General features: G+C 70.5%; 21 protein-coding genes. 8 read left to right on the top strand and 13 right to left on the bottom strand.

What is annotated here, in order from left to right; all coding sequences use genetic code 11:
• Window positions 1–98: 98 nt before the first annotated feature.
• Window positions 99–1,172: a radical SAM protein gene (locus D7231_RS17295; RefSeq protein ID WP_120756344.1), complete on the bottom strand. Its 1,074-nt coding sequence runs from the start codon at window positions 1,170–1,172 to the stop codon at window positions 99–101.
• Window positions 1,173–1,422: 250 nt separating this feature from the next.
• On the opposite strand from D7231_RS17295, the gene D7231_RS17290 reads away from it, so the two are divergent.
• From D7231_RS17290 to D7231_RS17275, 4 genes are all read left to right on the top strand, one after another.
• Window positions 1,423–3,513, top strand: a complete 2,091-nt coding sequence (locus tag D7231_RS17290) for a sensor histidine kinase (RefSeq protein ID WP_147449750.1) — start codon at window positions 1,423–1,425, stop codon at window positions 3,511–3,513.
• On the top strand, window positions 3,506–4,189 hold the full coding sequence (locus tag D7231_RS17285) for a response regulator (RefSeq protein WP_241999770.1): 684 nt from the start codon (window positions 3,506–3,508) through the stop codon (window positions 4,187–4,189). Before D7231_RS17290 ends, D7231_RS17285 begins: the two co-directional genes overlap by 8 nt.
• Before the next feature lie 197 nt (window positions 4,190–4,386).
• Window positions 4,387–5,478, top strand: coding sequence for a M4 family metallopeptidase (locus D7231_RS17280; RefSeq protein ID WP_120756342.1), 1,092 nt, complete (start codon window positions 4,387–4,389; stop codon window positions 5,476–5,478).
• Between the two features lie 99 nt (window positions 5,479–5,577).
• Window positions 5,578–7,701 carry a nuclease-related domain-containing DEAD/DEAH box helicase gene (locus D7231_RS17275; protein WP_120756341.1) on the top strand — a complete coding sequence of 708 codons (2,124 nt, stop codon included), beginning with the start codon at window positions 5,578–5,580 and terminating at the stop codon, window positions 7,699–7,701.
• 47 nt (window positions 7,702–7,748) lie between these two features.
• Here D7231_RS17275 and dhaK read toward each other — a convergent pair whose 3' ends face one another.
• Window positions 7,749–8,744 (bottom strand): dihydroxyacetone kinase subunit DhaK, encoded by a 996-nt coding sequence (dhaK, locus tag D7231_RS17270; protein WP_120756340.1) that lies wholly within the window; start codon window positions 8,742–8,744, stop codon window positions 7,749–7,751.
• A 360-nt stretch (window positions 8,745–9,104) separates the two neighbouring features.
• Between dhaK and D7231_RS17265 the strand changes: the two genes are divergently transcribed.
• Window positions 9,105–9,941 carry a hypothetical protein gene (locus D7231_RS17265; RefSeq protein WP_324197171.1) on the top strand — a complete coding sequence of 279 codons (837 nt, stop codon included), beginning with the start codon at window positions 9,105–9,107 and terminating at the stop codon, window positions 9,939–9,941.
• 22 nt (window positions 9,942–9,963) lie between these two features.
• On the opposite strand, the gene D7231_RS17260 is transcribed toward D7231_RS17265, so the two are convergent.
• A complete protein-coding gene (locus D7231_RS17260) occupies window positions 9,964–11,493 on the bottom strand; it encodes an amino acid permease (protein WP_120756339.1) in 1,530 nt (509 codons plus the stop codon).
• Between the two features lie 487 nt (window positions 11,494–11,980).
• On the bottom strand, window positions 11,981–12,166 hold the full coding sequence (locus D7231_RS37610; RefSeq protein WP_241999769.1) for a hypothetical protein: 186 nt from the start codon (window positions 12,164–12,166) through the stop codon (window positions 11,981–11,983).
• Between D7231_RS37610 and D7231_RS38505 the strand changes: the two genes are divergently transcribed.
• Entirely contained in the window at window positions 12,104–12,361 is a 258-nt protein-coding gene (locus D7231_RS38505; RefSeq protein ID WP_422396733.1) for a DUF3592 domain-containing protein, read from the top strand. The genes D7231_RS37610 and D7231_RS38505 overlap by 63 nt on opposite strands.
• Here the strand turns inward: D7231_RS38505 and D7231_RS17250 are convergent, their stop codons facing one another.
• The 4 genes from D7231_RS17250 to D7231_RS37600 form a co-directional block, all read right to left on the bottom strand.
• Window positions 12,362–12,979, bottom strand: coding sequence for an SUKH-4 family immunity protein (locus D7231_RS17250; RefSeq protein WP_120756337.1), 618 nt, complete (start codon window positions 12,977–12,979; stop codon window positions 12,362–12,364).
• Between the two features lie 224 nt (window positions 12,980–13,203).
• Window positions 13,204–13,701: a hypothetical protein gene (locus D7231_RS17245; protein ID WP_147449748.1), complete on the bottom strand. Its 498-nt coding sequence runs from the start codon at window positions 13,699–13,701 to the stop codon at window positions 13,204–13,206.
• Window positions 13,702–13,996: 295 nt separating this feature from the next.
• Window positions 13,997–14,320, bottom strand: a complete 324-nt coding sequence (locus tag D7231_RS37605) for a Rossmann-fold NAD(P)-binding domain-containing protein (protein ID WP_241999768.1) — start codon at window positions 14,318–14,320, stop codon at window positions 13,997–13,999.
• Window positions 14,311–14,931, bottom strand: coding sequence for an FAD-dependent monooxygenase (locus tag D7231_RS37600; protein WP_241999767.1), 621 nt, complete (start codon window positions 14,929–14,931; stop codon window positions 14,311–14,313). Before D7231_RS37600 ends, D7231_RS37605 begins: the two co-directional genes overlap by 10 nt.
• A 537-nt stretch (window positions 14,932–15,468) precedes the next feature.
• Here D7231_RS37600 and D7231_RS17235 point away from each other — a divergent pair.
• Window positions 15,469–15,882 (top strand): SgcJ/EcaC family oxidoreductase, encoded by a 414-nt coding sequence (locus tag D7231_RS17235; protein ID WP_391474663.1) that lies wholly within the window; start codon window positions 15,469–15,471, stop codon window positions 15,880–15,882.
• Between the two features lie 267 nt (window positions 15,883–16,149).
• Here the strand turns inward: D7231_RS17235 and D7231_RS17225 are convergent, their stop codons facing one another.
• Window positions 16,150–16,392: a three-helix bundle dimerization domain-containing protein gene (locus D7231_RS17225; protein ID WP_120756335.1), complete on the bottom strand. Its 243-nt coding sequence runs from the start codon at window positions 16,390–16,392 to the stop codon at window positions 16,150–16,152.
• Window positions 16,393–16,440: 48 nt separating this feature from the next.
• Here D7231_RS17225 and D7231_RS38120 point away from each other — a divergent pair, with 48 nt between their 5' ends.
• Window positions 16,441–16,692, top strand: a complete 252-nt coding sequence (locus D7231_RS38120) for an ArsR family transcriptional regulator (RefSeq protein WP_277875602.1) — start codon at window positions 16,441–16,443, stop codon at window positions 16,690–16,692.
• A gap of 389 nt (window positions 16,693–17,081) precedes the next feature.
• Here D7231_RS38120 and D7231_RS17210 read toward each other — a convergent pair whose 3' ends face one another.
• From D7231_RS17210 to D7231_RS17190, 4 genes are all read right to left on the bottom strand, one after another.
• Window positions 17,082–18,338, bottom strand: a complete 1,257-nt coding sequence (locus D7231_RS17210; protein ID WP_120756333.1) for an MFS transporter — start codon at window positions 18,336–18,338, stop codon at window positions 17,082–17,084.
• Window positions 18,335–19,279 carry a formyltransferase family protein gene (locus tag D7231_RS17205; RefSeq protein ID WP_120756332.1) on the bottom strand — a complete coding sequence of 315 codons (945 nt, stop codon included), beginning with the start codon at window positions 19,277–19,279 and terminating at the stop codon, window positions 18,335–18,337. Before D7231_RS17205 ends, D7231_RS17210 begins: the two co-directional genes overlap by 4 nt.
• Before the next feature lie 56 nt (window positions 19,280–19,335).
• Window positions 19,336–20,964 carry an FAD/NAD(P)-binding protein gene (locus D7231_RS17200; protein WP_120756331.1) on the bottom strand — a complete coding sequence of 543 codons (1,629 nt, stop codon included), beginning with the start codon at window positions 20,962–20,964 and terminating at the stop codon, window positions 19,336–19,338.
• 483 nt (window positions 20,965–21,447) lie between these two features.
• Window positions 21,448–21,867 carry a hypothetical protein gene (locus D7231_RS17190; RefSeq protein ID WP_120756329.1) on the bottom strand — a complete coding sequence of 140 codons (420 nt, stop codon included), beginning with the start codon at window positions 21,865–21,867 and terminating at the stop codon, window positions 21,448–21,450.
• Window positions 21,868–22,016 lie beyond the last annotated feature (149 nt).

Below are 22,016 nucleotides of genomic sequence, written 5' to 3'. Positions count from 1 at the left end.
CGGGAATCTCTGGAATCGGCGGGGTTTACGGGGGCCGCGGCCTGTCCGCGGAATGCGGCCCGGAAAACAGCCGGCCGTTGGATGGGTCGGCCGCGGAATCAACCGGCTACGGGATCGGCCGCTTCAGCGAATTCCGGGGGATTGGTACGGACCGAGCGCCGGCCGATCCTCAGCACGTCCTCCGGGGAGCCGAAGCGCAGGTCCATGCGCCGGACCGCCTCCGCCCAGGTCCCCATGGAGCGCACCGAGGACAGGGTCTCCACGACGAAGGGGTCGTTCAGCCGCTCCAGGGTGCGCTCCCACAGCAGCGCCGCGGGCTCCTCCAGCAGACTGCCGACCGTTCCCTCGTACACGGGGATTCCGCGCACCCTGCCGTCCGGCTCCACCTGCATCACCAGGGTGTCGACGCGGCGGGCCACCCGCTCGGGGGTCATGACGAGGTTGAAGTTGTCCGTGGTGAAGACGGATACGGACGGGGGAGCGAGCTCGCGCAGCCGGGCCAGCAGCCCGTCGCTGGTCAGGTGTGCCACCTGGGCGTCGTCGAGGAGTTCGCGGCGGCAGAATTCCGGGCGGCTGGCGAGGCCTTCGGGAACGGCGGAATTGAAGGCGAGGGTGTTGAGCCGGGGAAAGCGGTGCGCGATGACGGCCGCGAAGTCCTCCAGCTGCCCGAAATTGCTGCGGATCACCACGCAGTCGATGCCGAGGCGCGGCCCCTGCCGGCCGGCCGCCCGGCGCTCCCCGGCCACCTCGTCCAGCACCCCCAGCGCGGCCATCACCCGGTCGAAGGAGCCGGCCCGGCCCCGGATGCGGTCGTGCACCCCGGGCGTCGCGCCGTCGAGGCTGACGATCACCTCGTCGAAGTGGTCCGCGAGCCCTTCGGCGAGGGGCCGGTTCATCAGCCAGCCGCTGGTGTTGACGGACGTGCGCACCCCGGCGTCGCGCAGCCGCGCCGCCACCTCGAACAGGCCCCGGACGAGGAGCGGTTCGCCGCCGGACAGGGCGACGACCCGCGGCCCCAGGGAGATCAGGGCGTCGGTCACCCGGAGCATGTCCTGCAGGCCGAGCTGCCGGGACGGGCGCCGCCCCGACTCCGAGTAGCAGTGCGAGCAGCGCAGGGGACAGGCGTAGGTGGTGTCCCAGACGACCACCTCTGGACCGGAGGAAGAACTCATGGCAGCCACCGTTCCGTTCGAATTCCCTGAAGCGATGTCATGGATGCGATGTCGACGTCGATGCCGATGTCGGTGTCGCGGAAGCGATGCCGATGAAGCGATGCCGTGGAAGCGGCGTCATGAGTCTGCGGCCCGGCGGCTTTTCCCGGGCACCCGGTGGTCCCCCAAACCGCATGGAGGTTCTCCGCCATGCGCGACGGTGGATTTCCTCTCTGGACGGTTCCGCCGGCGGCCCGCGATAATGTCCCTTATGGCAGCGGCCAGAAACCGGGGGATGCACATCGTCGCGGTGTGCGGCGGACTGTGCATGCTCTGGGCGACGCTCATCGGCACCACCCAGTTGCAGAACCGGTATACGCTGCCGTGGATCCTGGGTTCCGTTCTCCCGTGCTATTTCGCCGGTTTGTTCACGTGGTGGCACGCGCCGACAAGTCCGGTCGCAAAGCGACTTCTCCTGATCGGCACCTGGCTCTCGGTGACCATTGCGTTTCGCTACAGCACCACTCTGCTGATCCGGGCCTTCGACTGGAACCTCCGCCCGGCGCCCGGCGCCCTGCACCTGCCCGCGGACTACGGCCTCCAGGTGCTCAGCCAGACCTGCGACCTGATCGTCAGCATCCTCGTGGTGCGGCTGCTCGCCCTGCTGCCCGACGGCAGGTACGCCTTCCCGTACGAGCGCCGCGTCCTGGGCGCCCTGTGGGGCCTGCTGGCCCTGCCCGCCCTGCTGCCGCTGACCGGGATGAGCCGGCTCACCGTCCACTACGTCGTCTTCTACTACCCCGAGGCGTGGCTGCCCGGCCTCGGCGCCGCCCTCCTCGTGCTGCGCTGCCTGCGCGCCCCCGCGGCCGGCCGCCGCGACATCGCCGCCCTCCTGCCCTTCGCCGTCCCCGGCGCCGTCCTCCTCCTGGCCCGCGGCGCCTCCCGCCTCTTCCGCACCTGGCAGGGCGAGCAGGGCATGCTCTACTTCGTCGGCGCCGTCCTGGGCGCCCTGCCGTACGTGGCGATGGCCCTGGCCATCGTCTACGCCGCGTTCCGCCATCGGCTCCTCGGCGTCGACCTCGTCATCCGCCGCTCGGCCGTCTACGGATGCCTGTGGATCATCATCAACAGCTGGTACCTCGGCATGGCGCTGACCCTCGGGCTCACCGCCGGCCAGTACCTCCCGGTCGGCCTGTCCCTGTTCGTCGCCGTCGTCGCTACGGCCCTCTTCCAGCCGCTGCGCGCCCGGCTCAACGCCCTCGCCGAGCGCCACGTCTTCGGCAAGCGCCTGAGCAGGTTCGAGCTCCTCGTCCAGTTCGGCACCACCCTGGAGCACGCCTACGACCTCGGCCGGCTCGCGCCCCGCCTCGCGACCGGCCTGCACGAGGGCCTGAACCTCCAGTGGGTGCGCGTCCGGCTCGGCGGCGAGGGACTACCCGTCTCCGTGGGGGAGGCCGGGGCACGGCCCGCCGGCGCCGGCGGGCTGCCCGCCGAGCCCCTCGGGGAGTTCCCCCTCCTCTACGGGGAGGACGTGCTCGGCCTCATCGAGTACGGCCCGAAGGCCGAGGGCCGCTGCACCCCCGAGGACCACGACATCGGCGAGACCCTGGCCCGCTCGGCCGCCCTCGCCGTGCACAACGTCCGCCTCGCCGCCGAGCTCTCCGCCCGCGTGGAGGAGGTGCAGCGCCAGGCCGCCGAGCTCGACGCCTCCCGCGCCCGCATCGTCCACGCCCAGGACACCGAGCGCCGCCGCATCGAACGCCGCCTCCACGACGGCATCCAGCAGGAGCTCGTCGCCCTCGTCGCCAAACTGGCCCTCGCCCGCAGCTGCCTGCGCCGCGGCGGCGACATCGACGCCGCCCTGACCGAGATGCAGGACGACGCCTACCGCGTCATCGACGAGCTGCGCGAGCTCGCCCACGGCATCCACCCGCCGATCCTCACCGACCAGGGCCTCGTGGCCGCCGTGACCTCGTGCGCCCGCCGCATGCCCATCCCCGTCACCGTCCACAGCGAGGAGTCGCTGGGCGGGGTGCGGTTCGCCCTCGACGTCGAGGAGTCCGCCTTCTACCTGGTCTCCGAGGCCCTCACCAACGTCCTCAAGCACGCCGCGGCCACGCACGTCGCCATCCGCATGGCCCGCGGCGGCGGCCGGCTCCTGGTGGAGGTCCGCGACGACGGCGCCGGGTTCCCGACCGAGACCACCCGTGGTTCCGGCCTCACCGGCATGCGCGACCGCATCGAGGCGGTGGGCGGCGAGCTCACCATCACCAGCGGTCCCGGCACCGGCACCGTCATCCGCGCCCGGCTCCTGGAGCGGGTGAGGCAGGAGAAGCAAGTGAGGGAGGAGACCCGTGCCTGACCCCCTGCGCGTCGTCATCGCCGAGGACCACTACCTGGTCCGCGAGGGCACCCGCCGGCTGCTGGAGGACACCGGCCAGGCCGACGTCGTCGCGGCGGTGGGCACGGCCGGCGAGCTCCTTGACGCCGTCGGCCGGCTCCGCCCCGACGTCGTCATCGCCGACATCCGCATGCCGCCCGGCCACCACACGGAGGGCATCGCGGCCGCCCACGCCATCCGCGCCGGCCACCCCGGCATCGGCGTCGTCGTGCTCTCGCAGCACGCCAACGAGAACTACGCCTTCGACCTCTTCCGGCGCGGCACCGACGGCCTCGCGTACCTCCTCAAGGAGCGCATCGGCGAGGTCGACGAACTGCTGCGCGCCCTGCGCGAGGTGGTCGCCGGCCGCTCCGTCGTCGACCCGCGCATCGTGGAGGTGCTGATGGGCAGCCACGCCCGCGCCGCCGACGCCCCGCTGTCCCGGCTCACCCGCAGGGAGCTCGACGTCCTGCGGCACATGGCGGAGGGCAAGACGAACCGCGCGATCGCGGAGTCGCTGCGGCTGTCCGAGTCGACCATCGAGAAGCACGTCAACTCCACCTTCGCCAAGCTCGGGCTCGCGGAAATACCGCAACTGCACCGGCGGGTGAGCGCTGTACTGGCGTATCTGCGGCACACGCCGACGGGTCCTGACTGAGGGGGGCTCGTCTCTGCGCCCGCGCTCCATAAAGGGCGCGGGGAACTGCGCGACCGGCCGGGGACGGCCCGCAGCCGGCGAACCCAGGAGACCGGCAGGTGGCATGGCGCGCAGACATCGCTCGCGCAGGCACCGCTCGCGCAGACCTCGCTTGTCAAGCTCCTGACAAGGCGTGCGAGTGATGGCACGCTCGTTCCATGTCTCGCATGAGCGTCGTCCTCGCCGTGCCGGCCGCCGCCGTCCTCCTCCTCGCCGGCTTGCAGTCCGGCCCCGCCGAGGCCGGCACCCGCTCCGCCGGCGAGCCCGCCACCGGCAGGGGCTGCGGCGGCAGCACGGTCGGCGAAGTCGTTCTCGGCACCACGCACAACACCACCACGGGCCGGTACGAGCTCGACGACGCCGGGCGCGGCCATCACAGGACGTACGACCTCGGCGGCTCGACCACCGGCAACGGCACCCTCTTCACCGACGCCGACAACGACTGGTGCGACGGCGGCAGGCAGACCGCCGGCGTCGCCGCCCACTACATCGCCTCCGTCGTCTGGGACTACTACCTGAACACCCACGGCCGCAGGGGCGTCTACGGCGACGGCCGCGGCAACTGCAGCCGCGTCCACTACGGCAACAACTACTCCTCCGCCTTCTGGGACGCCGTCAGCGGCTGCATGACCTACGGCGACGGCGCCGCCGGCAGCCGGGAGCCGGTCCTCACCATCGAGGCCGGCGCGCACGAGATGACCCACGCCGTCACCGCGTCGACGGCGGGCCTGGAGTACAGCGGCGAGGCGGGCGGCCTCAACGAGGCGACCAGCACGATCTTCGCCGCGGCCGCCGAGTTCTCCGCGCACAACCCGGTCGACCCCGGCGACTACCTCACCGGCGAGCGGACCGACATCACCGGCACGACCGCACGCGGCTGGATGGACAAGCCCTCCAGGGACGGCGCCTCCAAGGACTACTGGTACCCCGGCATCGGCAACGCCGACGTCCACTACTCCAGCGGCCCCGCCGACCACTTCTTCTACCTGCTCGCCGAGGGCAGCGGCCCCAAGGACGTGGGCGGCGTCCACTACGACAGCCCCACGTACGACGGCAAGCCCGTCAAAGGCATCGGCCTGTCCGCCGCCGAGAAGATCTGGTACCGCGCGCTGACGGTCCACATGACCTCCCGCACGGACTACGCGGCGGCGCGTGCGGCGACCCTGCGCGCGGCGGGGGAGCTGTACGGCACCGGCAGCGGCCCGTACGCGGCGGTGGCGGCCGCGTGGGCAGCTGTCAACGTCAAGTAAAGGGTGAGAGATGGGCAGAAGATAGGCGGGAGATACCCCGTTCGCTCCCCTCGGTTATACGATCATCACTCTACGTCCGGGGTGGTGGAGGGGGCGCGCATGGCCGCGGGGGGATCGGCGTGGAAGCGGGCGCAGGAGGCCCGGCAGTACGAACGCGAGCTGCGCGAGCAGCTCAGGGCGGCCCGGTGGGAGGTCCGCAACTGGGAAGCCGCGAGCGAAGGCGAACGCCAGGTCGCCGCGAAGCTCCAGGTGCTCACCCGGCGCGGCTGGCGGCTGCTCCTCGACCGCCGCTGGCCCGGCACCCGCTCGGCCAACGTCGACATGCTGCTCGTCGGCCCCGGCGGCGTCTTCGTCATCGACGTCAAGAACTGGCGGCACGCCCCCGAGACGGCCGGTGGCCATCTCACGGCCGGCGGGCGCAGCTGCGACGGCGAGATCGGCAAGCTGCTCCGGATGACGCGGACCGCGGAGAACGCCGTCTCCGGGATGAACCTGTCCCCCGTGGCCGTCCAGCCGCTGATGGTCTTCGCCGGCCGGTCGGTGAACGCCGCGCTCGGCACCGTACGGCTGCTGGGGGAGCGCGAGGTGACTCCGGCCCTCGTCGCCGAGCGGACCCGCCTCCGTCCGGCCGACGTGCGGGCGGTCGCCGACCACCTGGAGCGCGCCTTCCCCGCGTACGAGAGCACCGCCGTATCCCCGCGGCCGAAACCGGCACCGGCCGCGGCGCCCGCCTCGGCTCCGGCCGCGGCGCTCGCCCCGGCTCCGGATGCGGCCGACGACGCACTCTTCGACGCCGAGGAGATCCGGAACGCGGCCCTGGAAGCCGCCCGCAGCGCCCCGATCGAACAGTGGATGACGTTCCTCCACCCCGCCCAGCTCGCCCTCGTCCGCCGCAACTGGTCCGGCCCCGCCCGCGTCAGCGGCCCTGCGGGCACCGGCAAGACGGTCGTGGCCCTCCACCGCGCCGCCCACCTCGCCCAGCGCACCTCCGGACGGATCCTCTACGTCACCTTCGCCAACAACCTGCCCCGCGTCCAGAGCACGTTCCTCAAGACCATGGCCCCCGCGGTCGCCGACCGGGTCGAGTTCAGCAGCCTGCACGCGTGGGCCGGGCAGTTCCTCCGCGGCCGGGGCATCGCGAGCAGGCTCGACGGCGGCAAGGCGGAGGACGCCTTCAGCCGGGCCTGGACCCACCACGGCCGCGACACGGTGCTCGCCGCCCTCGACCCGGCCCCCGGCTACTGGCGCGAGGAGATCGACTACGTCGTCAAGGGCCGGGGCATCACGGACTTCGAGGAGTACGCGGCGCTGCGGCGCGTGCGCCGCCGCACCCACCTGCGGCGGCCGCACCGGCAGGCGGTGTGGGCGCTGTACGAGGAGTACGAGCGCAACCTCGCCGCCAAGGGCGTGCACGACTTCAACGACGTGCTCGCCCTCGCGCTCGACGAGGCCCTCGCCCACCCCGGCAGCAGCCCGTACACCTCGGTCGTCGTCGACGAGGTGCAGGACCTCACCCTCGTCGGCGTCCGCCTGCTGCACGCGCTCGTCGGCGACGCGGACAACGGCCTGCTGCTGGTCGGGGACGGCCAGCAGGCCGTCTACCCGGGCGGCTTCCGGCTCTCCGACGCGGGCGTCGACGTGCGCGGCGACCGCGGGCAGGTGCTGCGCACGAACTACCGCAACGCCAAGGCCGTCCTGGAGGCCGCCCTCGCCGTCGTCGCCCAGGACTCCTTCGACGACATCGACGGCACCCCCACGGCGGGGCGCCGCGACATCGACCTCACCTGCGGCGACGGCCGCGTCACCAGAGTCGCCGCGGCGACCCTCGCCGAGCACGACGCGGCCCTCCTCGCCGCCCTGCACGCCCTGGGCCCCGGGGCGTGGCCCGACACGGCGGTGCTCTGCCGCACCGGCGCGGAGCGGGCGCGCTACCGGCGCCTCCTCGCCCGGGACGGCATACCCGCGATCACCCTGGAGCAGTACGACGGCCGCCCGGTGCCCGGCGTGAAGCTGGGCAGCTACCACCGGGCCAAGGGGCTGGAGTTCAAGCACGTGCACCTGCCCGACCACGACGCCCCTGCCGCGGCCGGCGCGGGCGACGGTACCGACGAGGGCGTCGCCCGCGAGCGCCGCGAACTCCACCGCAGCCAGCTCTTCGTCGCCATGACCCGGGCGCGCGACACGCTGTGGCTGGGCTCGGTCAGCCGCCCGCGAGGGGGCTGACGGTCCCTAACGGTCTCTAATGGTCTTTTGATGATCTCAGGAGGCGGCTATCGGCCCCAGCGCAGGCCCGGCGTCTGCACCGGCGCGTCCCACAGCCGCAGGATCTCCTCGTCGGCCCGGCACAGCGTCACCGAGGCGCCCGCCATGTCGAGGGAGGTCACGTAGTTGCCCACGAGCGTCCGTGCGACCGGCACGCCGCGCTCGCGCAGCACCCGGTGCACCTCGGCCGTGAACCCGTACAGCTCCAGCAGCGGCGTCCCGCCCGCGCCGTTGACCAGCAACAGCACCGGTTCGCCGCCCGGCCGCAGGTCCGTCAGGACCGCGTCCACGGCGAAGTCCGCGATCTCGCCGGACGTCATCATCGCGCGCCGCTCCCGGCCCGGCTCGCCGTGGATCCCCACGCCCAGCTCCAGCTCCCCGGCGGGCAGGTCGAACGTCGGGCTGCCCTTGGCGGGCGTGGTGCACGCGCCGAGCGCCACGCCGAAGCTCCGCGACGCCTCGTTCACCCGGCGCGCCAGCGCCTCCACCCGCTCCAGCGGCGCCCCCTCCTCGGCCGCCGCGCCCGCGATCTTCTCCACGAACAGGGTGGCGCCGGTGCCGCGCCGGCCCGCCGTGAAGGTGCTGTCGGTCACCGCGACGTCGTCGTTGACCAGCACGCTGGCCACCTGGATGCCCTCGTCCTCGGCGAGCTCCGCGGCCATGTTGAAGTTGAGGACGTCACCCGTGTAGTTCTTCACAATGAACAACACGCCCCGGCCGCTGTCCACGGCCGCCGCCGCCCGCACCATCTGATCCGGAACGGGAGAGGTGAAAACCTCCCCGGGACACGCGGCATCCAGCATCCCGTACCCCACGAACCCCCCGTGCAACGGCTCATGCCCCGACCCACCCCCGGACACGAGCCCCACCTTCCCGCCCACGGGCGCATCCCGCCGCACGACGACGCGGTGCTCGACATCGACACTGAGCTCAGGATGAGCAGCAGCCATCCCTCGCAGAGCATCGGCGACGACGGACTCGGGAACGTTGATGAGCATTTTCATGGCGGGTTCCTTCGGCGGCGGTCGTGTACTACTCAGTGTGATGATCCCCAGGGTACTGAGGCCGGCGCCCTGAGGAACTCTTCCGGGCCGCCCCATGCCCGGCGCCGGGGCCGGCGCGGCGCGGCCTGGCAGTGCGGGGCGTCCCGGTGTCGGGAACCGTGGCCGAGCCGGGGCGCGTCCTTTTCCGGGACGGTGGAAGGGACCCCATGAGCATCGACCCGCCCCGCCCGCCCGGGCGGGCGCCGGACGGCGAGCCGCGGCCCGGGGGGCGACCCGCCACGGCCCCCGGGCGACCCTCCGCGCCCGTACACGCCGCTGTGGCGACGGCTGCGTGAGGACGAATGGCCGCCGTTGGGTGAGGTGTTGCGGGGGCGGCGGGAGCAGGTGCACGGCGGGGTGTTGCTGGTGCTGGTCCTCCCATGCCTGTGGTGGCTGACCGTGCCGCTGCTGGCCGGCTACCAACTGGCCCGTACGGCCCGCCGCATGGCGCGACGGGTCTTCCCCGTACGCCCGGAAGGGCACGTCGAGGATCCCGAGGTGTTCCGGGTGCAGCGGGTGCGGGCCTGGGCTGCCCTCGTCATTTCGGTGGGGCTGCTGACCGTGTTCGGTAGCAGGAAGGACGTGGCGGAGGCACAGAAGCAGGTCTTGGAACGGGTGTTGTTCGCACCCTGGCTGGCGCTGTTGAGCGCGGCGGTGGTCGTGGCGCTGCTCTTCTGGGCGGCCAGGCCCGGGGCTCGGCGGACCATGCGGACGCAGCTGTGGCCGGCCGGCCGATCGGCCTTGTGGTACTTCGGCGCCTGGACGCTGGTGCCGCTGCTGTTCATAGCGGCGGGCAAGGGGATGGGGCTGCTGCCCAGCAGCGCCAACGGGCTGTTCGGGCTGCTGCTCCGGGCGTCCGTGATGTTCGTGTGCTGGGCGCCGTTCTGGTGGGTGATCTTCTTCCTCTGCTTCGCCTCCGGTCCGGCGCTGCGCCACGCCTTCAACCTGTCCGCCGTGCACGCGGCGCTGCCCGCGCTGGTCACCTCCGCCCTGGTCTGGGTGTTCGCCTTCCTCGGCCTGTCGTCGGGCGGCCTGCCGCCGGGCCCGGTGCCGCTCGCGGTCTGTGCGTTCCTCGGTGGCCCGGTGTCGGTGACGGCATTGGCCTGGTGGGAGATCCACCGGCTGCGGCGGCGGCACGGGGTGCGGTGGCGGGGCTAGCGCCACGGATCTGCGTGTTCCGTCAGGTGATGTTCTCGGCCTCTTCGATCTGATCGTGGGCTTTCATTGAGCTGGAGCGGGGCACTCCGTAGGAGCGGCGTCCGAACCGCCACCACAGCGCGGCCATGACGAGGGCCACCAGCAGGGCGACGGGGGTGTAGTTGAAGCTCATGGCGGTGACCGGGCTGGACTGCGGCAGCAGGAACAGCACTGATACGCCGGCTGCCGAGAGTACTGCCGCCCAGCCGATCGGCCGGCTCCAGCGGCCCAGGTGCCAGGGCCCGGGGGTGAACCGGTCCGGGTGGCGCAGCCGCAGCAGCACCGGGATGGCGTAGGCCGGGGTGAAACCCACGACGGAAATCGCGGTCACCGCCGAGAACGCCGTGGCGGAGTACAGGGACGGCAGGGCAAGCACGAAGGCGACACCGACTGCGAGCCGGACAGCGTTGGCCGGGACGGCCGTACGACGGCTGACCTTCCGCCAGCGCGCCGAGCCGGGCAGGGCGCCGTCACGGGAGAAGGCGTAGATCATGCGGCTGGCGGAGGCGGTCACGGCGTAGCCGCACAGAAACTGCGCCACGATGATCACCAGCATCAACGCCTTCGCCGTCGCCACGCCCAGAGCGTCCAGGAAAATCTGCGCCACCGGCACCCCGGTCTCGCTGCCCAGCGTCGCGGCGTAGTCCTGGACGGCGAACAGCAAGGCGATCAGCAGGATGCCGCCGGCGATCCAGGACACCGCCACCGAGCGGATGATCCCGCGCGCCGCGGCCACGGAAGCGCCACTGGTCTCCTCGCTCAGGTGGGCCGAGGTGTCGTAGCCGGCCAAAGCGAAGCACGGCAGCAGCATGCCCAGCAGGATGACGTACACGGGGCTCGACCAGCCGGTGTTGTTGGTGAACTCGGAGAATACGAAGCCGGCCGGCTGGTGGTGAGAGGGGACGAAAGCCAGGGCGCCGATGATGACGACGGCTCCGGCCAGGTGCCACCACGCGCTCAGGGAGGTCAGGACGTTCATCAGCCGGCTGCCGAAGAGATTCAGGACCGCGTGCAGCGCGAGGATGACCGCGTACATGACCAGCAGGGACCCCGGCGTCGGCACGTAGCCGAACTGCAGGTTCGCCCAGGCGGCGGTGAAGGTCGCGATGCCGTAGTCCTGGGCCGCGATCCCGCCGAGCAGCCCCAGAAGGTTCAGCCAGCCGGTGTACCAGCTCCACCGCTCACCGCCGAGCTGGCGGGCCATGTAGTACAGGCCGCCGCTGGTGGGGTAGCGGGAGGTGATCTCGGCCAGCGCCGCGGCCAGGCACAGCACCAGCGGCCCCACGGCGAGCCACCCCCACACCACCACCGCGGGCCCGCCGCTGTTCAGGCCGTAGCCGAAGAGCAGCAGCGTCCCGGACATGATGGAGATGACCGACAGGGAGGCGGAGAAGTTACCGAAAGCTCCCATGCGACGGTGTAGTTGTTGGGTGTATCCGAGCTCCTTGAGTGTGCGCTCGTCGTCGCCCGGCGGCTGGGGCCGCTTCCATCGTTCATGTGCTGATGTACGCATCGAGATTCTCCGCACAGGGGAGAGGGGAAAGGGAACGGGGGACGGGCGGGGCGCTGTACTGGACAACGCCGAGGTCACGCCTCTGCTCGCTGGGCCGCAACGTCGTCACGTCAGCTCCCTGTCGGTCGTGTCGCGTTCGGGCCGGGTGCGGAAGTCGGGTAGCCGGAGCGCATTGCTATCACTCCGGCCCCCTCAGAACCGTGCGTGCCACTCGTCGCGACAAACGGCTCAAGCAAGCGGTGAAGGCTTCGCTGAAGTGTCCCGGACCATCTGGTCCGGGGCCATGGCGCCTCTGCCTGCCTGCTCGGTGGCGTGGAGGCTCCGGTGACAGTGACGGTGACAGCTGGAGTGCGAGATCCTGCGCGGGCAGCCGCCTCTTTCGCAGGAACCGCCTCCAGCCGATGTAGCGTCCACTCCTACGACCGGAGCTACCCGGAGAGTCGTGCAAGGCATGGAAGGGTAAGCAGCGGTGTGGGTTGCGATGTTGCTACTGGCAGGTCTCGCCCTCCTCGGGTTCGGCACCTATGAGGTCATGGTCCAGCACCGCCTCCAGCGCGAGGGGATCCGCGTCAGGGGCCTGGTGGTCCGCCACCACACGGATGGTTCCCGAATAGATGGTGGCCCTGTTTACTTCGCGGTGGTCGAATTCGTTGATGCGCGAGGTAGTCGGCATACGTTCCAGGCCAGGTCATCCGGAGTCAAGGGCTTTCCCGTGGGCTGTGGGGTCCCGGTGCGCTACTTTCCCGAGGCACCGAAGGATGCGCGAATCGACCTCCTCAGGAGACGGATTGCGGAGGTCGCGGCTCTTCTTGCGGGCGGCACTCTGTTCACGGCTATCGGGATCTGGATGCTCGCCACCGGTCGGTGATCACCCGTAGAGCGAGCGGGCTCCCGGGCTGTTGCCCTTGAATCGCTGGCCCATGGCGATCTCATCGCCCACTACCGACCAGAGGGTCTCGTCGTCCTGGAAGGGGAGCGGGTCGATGGTGCTCGTCTCCGTACGGATGCGATCGACCTCGTCGTCCAAGCGCTCGAAGTCGGTCTCCTCGTCGCCGCTGAAGGTGAACGCGTCGAGCAGGTGCTGGAACCGGAGGGTGACCTGGACGAGGGAGGAGACGTCCGTGTGGAGTTCCTGCACGGTCTCCTCGTCGGGGTCGAATGCGTACACCTTGCCGGATACGGGGTCGAGGGCGAGGTGCGCGTTGAGCAGCCAGCCGATGACGGGCCAGCCACCTGCGCCCTCCGCGCCCTCCGCGGCGTCTTCGAAGTCTTTGATGCAGACGACGTCCTGGACGAGGGGCAGCAGGCTGTCGTGCTCGTCCGGCTGACGCAGCAGGAGTGTCCCGGTGGGGACGCCGATGGTCTGTAGGAGGCGGGCGCCCTCGGTGTCCGCGCCGGTGGGAGGGAAGACGGTGGCGGGCAGAGTTGCGATCCGGTCCTCGCCGAAGATGCCGGCGAGTTCACTGCGGGTGACGTCGAAAAGCATTACCGGAACTCCGAACTCCGTGGCGGCACGGGCGCCGTGGGATTCTCAGCGGATGGGAGCGGTCGCAACAACAGCGTTGCGGATCGAGGCGCTTTCGGCGACTCCGACTCCGATTCGCCCCGCCCACTCACCCGCCTCTTACGGAAAACTTGTGGTCTGAGGGGGAGGAGTGCCCCATCTCCGACCGGCGAGCAGCGTAAACCATTGACGGCGTCGGACAATCCTTAGTAGTCGAACGTCTCGAAGGTGACGACTGCGGTGTCCTCACTATCCCAGCGGACGTTCACCCTCACCTCGTCGGCCTGAAGGCTGCCCGACGGCCTGAGGATGCCAAGGGCGAGCCCTTCCTTCCGTTCCACCACGCTGTCGGACCCCACCCCGTCCGGCTGATTCCGCTCCCCGGAGAGCGAAGCGAGCCAGGGGCGGACATCGGCGCGCGACATGCGGAAGGTGCCCGACTGGGTGTGGCCCGCAAGGCCGCCGCTGAGCTCGGTGCACTGTTGGTCGCTCGCGTGGTCGGGAAGCACCCAGCCCATGGCGTACATCGCCTCCGAGCAGGCCATCGGGCGTTCTTGAAAGCCTTTGCCAACGGTGTCCTCGACCCCGGTGAATGCGTATGTCAGGCCGCCCAAGGCTGCGGTCGCGGCTAAGGCAACGAGCCACAACGCCTTACGGCGCTTCGGACGAGGGGCGGGCGCTGGGATCTCTGCTGCTATAGACACCGAGAAAGTATGACCTAAGCGCAATACCGGTGACTTTGCTGGTGGTGGGTCGTCGGAGCCTGGTCGCGTTGGTGGAATGCGGGACACGTGCGGTGTCCGCCGAGGCGACGGGGCTGTTGTCGGTCCATGAACAGCAGCTGGTTCCAGCCCTGCTGGACCGGCTCGGGCCCGAGGGACGGCCTGGGTGCCTGGCCGACGTCCTCCGCGTAAGCGCTACGAAAGGTGCCGCCCGCGCATCAGGAATCGGAGGTCGCCAGGGTCCGGGCAGCGGTTGCCCGTTCTCCCATGCCGGCCTTCAGCGCGCCGGGTCCGTGGCACGGTGCTGGACCGTCCAGGACGGGCGGGTGTTGACCTGTGCCGCAGTGGCCTGGGCCAGCCTCCTGTAGTCGGTTGCGATCTTGTCGGCCTGCCCGGCAGGCAGCGGCCCGCCGTGGGCCTCGGCTCGCGCGATGATCGCTTCCGGCCCCAGGTTCCGATTGGCCAGCACGATCGCATTGACGGCCGGCCGGCGCATTCGGTCGTATTGGCGGAGCGCGGCGACGGGGTCGTTCTCCCGGGCCAGGCACCAGGCCAGTACGCGGGTGTCGACGATGGACTGCGAGCCGCCGTTCATGCCCATGGGGAACATCGGGTGTGCGGCGTCGCCGAGGAGCGTGACTGTCCGAAGCTCCAGCGGGGCAAGGGATCGCGGTCGAGCATCGGGTACTCGAAGATTGCCGAGGAGCGCTCGGCGAGCGTCGTGAGGTCGATCCAGGGCAGCTGCCAGAACGACAGCCCGGCGCGGGCCTCCGCCGCGGTGACGCGACGGCCGGTGCCCTCCGGAGGCGGGGCGGACGGCTCGTGCCCGGACCTGTGTCGAAGCTCCAGCACCCAGTTCACCAGGGTGTCGCCGTCCGCTGACGTGGGGTCCTCGATCGGGTAGGCGACGAACTTCGCGCCGGGGGTCCCTCCGGCCACCACGATCGAACGACCGTCGAGGACGTGCGGATGGTGGGCGACGCCACGCCACATGTGGACGCCGTTCCACGTCGGTGGGCTCTCGTCCGGGTGGAGCTGGGTACGGACCGCGGAGTCGATGCCGTCTGCGCCGACCAGGACGTCGGCGTCCTCGACCGCGGGCTGACCGTTCGACCGGTCCAGGAAGTGGGCGCGGACGCCGTCCGCGGTCTGCTCGAATCTCTGGAAGAGCAGGCCGGTACGGACCGAGTCCGGCCCCAGTCGTTCGCGCACCGCCGCCAGCATCATCATCTGTAGCCGGCCGCGGTGGATGGAGTCAGGTCCGCCCGGCGATGCCGCCGCCGCCGACGGTCACTCTCATGCGTGTTCCCTCGCCCTTCGTCGGAGCTGCGGAGCCGGCCTACAGTCCGCTGCCGGCCTCGGGACACCGGCCCTGCGCGTCCAATACGCAGCGCTGATGGTAGCTGTCACCATCACTGGTGGCATGGGCCGGGCGTTCCGGTCTGCGACTGGAAAGTCCGGTCCGGTCAGTCACAACCACACCTTCCAGTTGCGGAGTTGATAGATCCGCCCCCGGGTGGCTGACTCCGGCCCAACACCACGCGACAGGACAGGCGCGACGCTCGATTCCCACCTCGTCCCAACTCACCAAGACGGAGTTCACGCCCACCAGCGGAAGCCCAACGATCGTGTTCGGTAGGGCAACAGCTACTCAAACTCCCCGTTTGTACGGGACGGCGCCGGACGTCCGGCCATCCCCACAGCGCATGTGATCACACGCTTGACCTCAATCGCGCTTGAGATGTGATGATGATCCACATGAACACGGAATCCACATCCCGCGCGGCAGACATCGAGGCCATCGGCCGGCTCGTCGCCACCGTCGAGCACTCCCAGCAGAACAAGGACCCCGAGGAGTTCCTCGCCCTCTTCCACCCGGACGCGATCTGGACGACGGCTCACGGCAAGGTCCTCATCGGCCTCGACGCGATCTCGGAGTTCACCCGCAAGGTCCTCCCCGCGGCGAACTGGGACGGCAAGGTCACCTACGAGGTGGTCCACGTGTTCTTCATCCGCCCCGACGTCGCGGCGGTCAAGGTCCGTCAGCGTTACCTGGCCCCGGGCGAGGAGAGCGAGGGCGCTCCGCTGTACGTGGTCTCGAAGCAGGCCGACGGCCGCTGGCTGCTGACCGCCTGCCAGAACACGGGGGTCGTCGCCGACTAGCCAGGCCGCCGGTGTTGCCCGCCCGCCCGTTTGAGGCGGCCGCGCCTCGGGCGTCGTCCGTTCCACAGTGGCGGTGGCGATGCGCCCTTTCTCCCGTACGTGATTGCTGGTCCGGAGAGGCCAGGGTCAACTCGAACCTGGCGCTCTCCACGGGGTAGGCGCCGCTGTGCGTGCGACGCACCAGGCCATGGTCCTCCAGCGTCGCGAGGTTCCGTCGCACGGTGTCCCGGTGAGCCTCGCCGGAGGCGACTCCGTGCACGGTAGCGGTCAGATGCTGTTCTTCACCCGCTGATCGAGGGCGGCCCGGGCCCGCCGTTCGACGAAGATCAGGACGTAGTCCCGGATGCGGGCGTCGCGCATGCTGTCCTCGGCCGTACGGACGGCCGCCTCGACGACCGAGGCCGGGAGGGTGCTGTAGCGGCTTGTCAGCCGCTCGGTGAGGGCGGCTATCTCGCGGCGCTCGTGCTCCTGGCGGTCGGTATCCGGGCTGCTTGCGGACTGTCCGTCCATGATCGGTGCTCCGGGACCCGCTGAGCTTCCGGGCGATGCATCGGCGCTGTGAGCCGTGGCCCATGTCTAGATTGTCCCGCCGCTTCGGTCCTGGTCGAGCGCACGGGTCTGGGGCTGAGCAACCCGACCATTTCCCACCACTACCGGGTGCTGCGCGAGGCGGGTCTGACGAGGACGTTCGTCGAAGGCCGCAAGCGGGTGGTCCGGGTCCGCCGCCAGGAGATGGAGGACCGCTTCCCCGGCCTCCTTGAGGCGATCCTCGGGGGTTCCTCCCGCATTGAAGCCCCGTCAGCCGGCTGAGGATCAACCCCGAGCCCCCTATTCCGCTCGGGGTGTGCCGCTTTTCTGGGACGTCGTCCGGGATCGGCCTGGCGTCCGCGGTCGCCGCGGCCAGGGCGGGGTTCACTACCGTCGCGACGCTGCGCGACCTCTCGCGTGCCGGCACCCTGCGAACGGCCGCCCGCGAGGCGGGGGTCGAGCTCGGCATCCGCCGTCTCGACACCACCGACGAGGAAGGCGTGTTCGCCCAGCTCAACGGCCTGCTCGGGCGGCTCGTACGGCAGAAGGATGGACGGGACGTCGTAGCGGGGTCGGATAGTGGCGCCACAGTGAGGGGCTCACCGGGCGGAGCCGCGCGTGCCGCGCACGTCCGCCCGGTGCCCCCTCGCGTTCGGCAGTCCGGTGTGTGGTCAGCTCGTTCGGGAGGCGGTCTCCTCGGGGGTGGTGTTGGCCGGGGCGGCGTCCGCCGGCTGTGCGTCGCGGGTGGTGCACAGGATCGGCGCGGCCAGGAGCAGGGCTCCTACCCCGAGGGCGGCGACGGCGTACCAGCCTCCCGCGTTCCAGATCTGGGAACCGATGAGGGAGCCCGTCGCGATCCCCAGGAAACGGGTCGTGAAGTAAAGGGTGTTGAGCCTGCTGTGCTGCCCTGCGTCGAGTTTGAAGAGCATGGCCTGATTGACGACCTGGTTGCCCCATACGCCGACGTCCAGCAGGATGACGCCGAGCACGATCAGGACCAGCCACTCCTTGCCGCCCGCGAGCGCCGCCCAGCCGGCCAGCGAGACGAACAGCAGCACCGTCTGGGTGTAGCGGCCGCCCTTGCGGTCGGCCAGCCGGCCGGCTCGTGGCGACCCGAGCGCGCTCGCCGCGGCGACCAGGCCGAACAGTCCGGCGATGCCGGGCCCGTAGCCGTAGGAGTCCTGGAGGACGAAGGCGAGCGTCGTCCAGAAGGCGCCGAAGGAGACGCCGACCAGCGCCCCGGACGTACACACCCGGCGCACCAGCGGGCTGCCCCGGAACAGCTTCGGCAGGCTCTTGAGCAGATCGCTGTACGGCATCGCGGCGCTGCCGGTGATGCCCTTGGGCAGCGCGAAGAACAGCAGCACCAGCAGCATCGCCATCAGCACGACCGAGCAGCCGTAGACCCAGCGCCAGCCCACGAGGTCGGCCAGCGCCCCCGCGTAGGCACGGGAGGCGAGCAGGCCGACCAGCAGGCCGCCCTGGAGGACGCCGACGACCCGGCCCTTGGCCTGACCACCGGTGAGCGCTACGGCGAGCGGGACGACGATCTGCGGAATCGGGGTGAGGGCGCCCAGCAGGAAGCTGACGACGGTGAGGACGGCGAGGTCGGGGGAGAGCGCGGCGGCGGCCAGTGCCACCGTCGTCGCCGCCCCCAGGGAAAGGATCAGCTTTCGGCGGTCGCGGGTGTCGCCGAGCGGGACGAGCAGCAGGATGCCGAGCGCATATCCGTACTGCGTGGCCGTCGGCACCGCGCCCATCGCGCCCTCGGAGACCCCGAAGGAGCTCGCCATGTCGGTCAGGACGGGCTGGTTGATGTAGATGTTGGACGAGGTGATCGCGCAGGCCAGGGTGAGCACGATCATGAGCGTCCGGCCGAGCGCGCCGCCCGCCGTGTCGCTCTTCGCGGGGCCGGCCGGGGGTGTCACGACGGGATCCCGGCGCCGGCGACGGCGTCCCGCAGGACCTTGCGCGCCCCGCGCGCCGTGCTGCCGCCGTCGGCGCAGAAGGCGCGGACCAGGGCTTCGATGACGGGCTCGGCCCGGAACAGGCGGATCCCCTTGTCCTTGATGGCCGTCAGTTCCTCCGGTGTGGCGTGGGTGTAGTACCGCGCCTCGTCCGCCGGCTGCGGAACGCTCAGCAGCCGCTCGCCCTCGAGCGTCTGGACGACCGCCTCATGGATCAGGGCGGCGCCGGCCCGGTGGTGCCGGATCATGTTCTCCAGCACCGAGCGGTCGTGGTCGAGCGGCTGGGTGGCGCAGGAGAGCACATCGCCCGCGTCCCAGTCGGCGTTGATGTGGTGCAGCGTAAACCCTGCGTGCGCCTCGGAGTTGGCCATCGCCCGGGCATAGGTGAGCACCCCGCGGTAGGCGGGCAGGACACCCGGGTGGAGGTTGAGCAGCGCGGAGTGTGCGGAGTGTCCGGTCGCCGTGGCGAAGTACCGGATGATGTCGGCGCCGAATTTCTGGTAACAGCGCACCGAGAATCCGAGGGTAATGCCGCGGCGCTGCAACTCCTGGATGGTCTCCGGGGAGTTGACGCTGTCCAGCCGCTGCACCGTGATGCGGTTCGGGTCCATTCGGGCAAGGGCATCGGGAGTGCGGTACGGGCCGTATTCCGCTCCTGCCGCGTATTCCGCTCCTGCCCCCGTGCCTGCCGCGTCAAGATGGGGGTAGAGCACGTCATTCATCAGCTGGTGCTCGATGAAAAACATCTCGCGGCGGTCGCGCGGGGCCTCCGGGTTCGGTTTCTGTGCGGTGTAGAAAAGGTGGATACCGGCATCCTCCGCGGCGAGCGAACGTACTGCCGCGTTGACCGCCAGGTGCGAGGTGACGTCGCTGCCGACAAAGAAGGCGACTTGCAGGGTCATAAAGGTTTCTTTCCTTGGGAATTCCGGGCCGGCCGGGTCGTCCGGGCCGTCCGGTATTAGCCGAGACCGCGCAGTACGGACCGCGCCGTGGCCGTGGAGTTCGTGCGCAGGGTCTCCACCGAATTGGTATAGAAGTGCACCCCCCGGGTGAGCGGACCGACGAAGTACACCGGTGTGCTCGCGGTGCCGTCAAGGCCGATCAGCCGGCCGGTCCCGAAGTCCACATCGACCCCGCCGTGCCGGTGCGGGCGCAGCCGGCCCGCCTGGCGCAGGTTGCCGATCAGCGGGTCGTCCAGCTCGGTGATGTCCGGGGAGGCTCCGGTGGCGTTGACGACGTAGTCCGCGCCGAACTCCCTTTCCCGGCCGTCCTCGACGCAGGTGAGGGTGTGCCGTCCGCCGTGCGCGACGGCCGCCCGGAGGCCGGTGTGCGCATGCAGCTGTCCCGCGCGCACCAGCCGCCACAGCTTCTCGGCGTTGGGGAGCGGCATGCTGTGCCGGTACATCGCCCACAGTGAGGCGTGCTTCGCCAGGAAGACCTCCTTGGCGGCGTCGTCCATGCGGTTCCACAGATGGGGGGCCAGGTGTCCGGTGGCGTCCAGGGCCGCGTACCAGCGGTTGCGCCCCTCGGCGGCGTTCCGGATGTCCTCGGGCAGGGTTTCGGCCACCGGGCGGCGTGCCGAGCGCAGGGCCGCGTCCCAGTCCAGAGGGGCGCCGGTGGCCAGCTCGATCTCCTGCCGGAAGAGTCCGGCGACCTCGGTCAGGGTGGCCTGCCGCGCCCCGCCGCCGGTCAGTTCCTCGATGCGCTCCTCGGTGACGTACTGCGACTTCCAGGGCGTGGGCGCCGCCTCCTGCACCTTGGGCAGCGACCGCAGGCGGGAGAAACAGTGGATGTCTCCCTGGTGACCGAGGGCGTCGAGCAGGACGATCACGTCGACGGCGGTCAGGCTGGAGCCGATGACGGCCACCGAGGCGGTCGAGGGGATCCCGGCGATGTCGTCGTACTGCCAGGCGGAGGGGAGGTACGCCGGAGAACCGGCCAGCTGCGGCAGTCCCTTACCCGGCAGGTCCCCGGAGCACAGCACCGCGGCGTCGCAGGAATAGACGACGTCCCCGCACTGGACGAGCGCTTTTCCGGCACCGGGCAGACAGTCCGTGACGCGGGCAGTTACGAACTCCACCTCGATGTCGTGCCGATGGGCGTCCTCGACGGCGGTATGTAGCTGCTCGCGAAGGTAGGCGCCGTATTGCACACGGGGGATGTACGCATCTCCGGATGCTGGTCGATTCCCTTGTGGAATACGTGAGTCGAGCCAGTTGAGGAAGTGGTCCGGCCGGTCGGCGTACATGCTCATGGTGGCTGCACGCATGTTGAGGATATGGCATTCGTGCGGCGTGCCGTAAGCGGGACCGGTCGCCAGCTCGCCGGTGTGGTCGAAGAGTTGGATGCGTAACTTGTAGTCGCGACTTAAGGCAGCTGCCTGTGTGATGAGTTGGGTCGTCGTGAGAATGCCGCTGGCGCCTGCGCCCACGACGGCGATGACTCGTTCCGAGCGGACTCTTTCCGAGCGTGGACCTCTGCCCTTGATCACGTTCACCCGGCGAGCGTAACAACCGAGATCTTTTGCGCCCAATACTGAAATCAAGCCACCTTGTTGGTGGCTTGCGGGAGTCGTTGTATGGGGCATGTAGAGCCGGAAAGGGGATCAAATCCCCCGTCAATGGCTGCTGAGGAAGGCTGGGTTCCGATGGTCGGGTCGGCCCCGGGTGTGGCCGGAGAGGTACGCCTCATCGTCGCCGGGATCCGGAGATCGAGGGAAAGAGACGCCCCGCAGTCGCTCAAGGAGTGGCAAAAGACTGGCGCTGCGACCGGCGGCTCTGCTTCGACCGCTCCGGCCTCCGGCGGCACCGGGGCCTGGCATGCCGGTGGGGCAGGTCGTGCGCACCTCCTACTCCCTCGACACCGTGGCGGTGTTCGGGGCCTTGCTGACCACGGCTGCGGCCGCGGCGTTCCGTCAGGGGGCGCGCCTGCGCGAAGATGCGGACAAAATGCGCGTCACGAAGCGTCAGGGCAAAGGATCGCTGATCGGGATTGGTCAGCCCCGGCCGCTTCGCGGCGCGAGGCCGGCGCGGGTGGTCGGCCCCCGCTGCGCGCGAGCTGGGGCGTGGGGCTAGGAAGTGGGCGGCGTGGTCGGGGAGACGGTGAAGGTGAGGTGGGAGAAGTCCTGTCCCTGGAGGACGGTGTGCTGCGTTCCGCCGCTGATCTCGTTGTGCACGGAGCCCGCGGTACGGATCGCCTGAGCCTGCTGCTGCCACTCCGTGAGGAGCCCCCGGAATTCGGCGTCCAGAGCAGCCCGCACGCCGAGCGCCGCGGCCAGTGCCGCCGCGCGCGTCAGGTCGCCGGGGGCGTCTTGCAGCGCCGTGAGCTCGGTCCGGCCCGAGCTGAGGGTGGCGTTCTCGTCGCCGTCGTCAGCTCCCTGCCGGAAGGGGCGCCGGACGAGCGCGACGAGCCCCTGCCACACCTGCCGTCCGGCTTCCCCGCCGGCTCCTCCGGCCAGTGCTGTGAGGGTGGTCACCGCGATCGGATCCATGGCGTACTCCCTGGTTTGTCTGCAAGTAGACACACCATAGAAGCGCCGGGTCGTGGACGCAGCGGATCCCGGTGGTTTCCGGTGGTTTCCGGAAGACATGGCTGAGATGTGTCGTCCCATCATGTAGCCCGTCACCCCCTAGGGTTGGG

The organism is Streptomyces klenkii (assembly GCF_003626645.1).
Taxonomy (GTDB): domain Bacteria; phylum Actinomycetota; class Actinomycetes; order Streptomycetales; family Streptomycetaceae; genus Streptomyces; species Streptomyces klenkii.
Note: the sequence above shows the minus strand (reverse complement) of the source record. Positions and strands in the feature narration are given on the sequence as shown.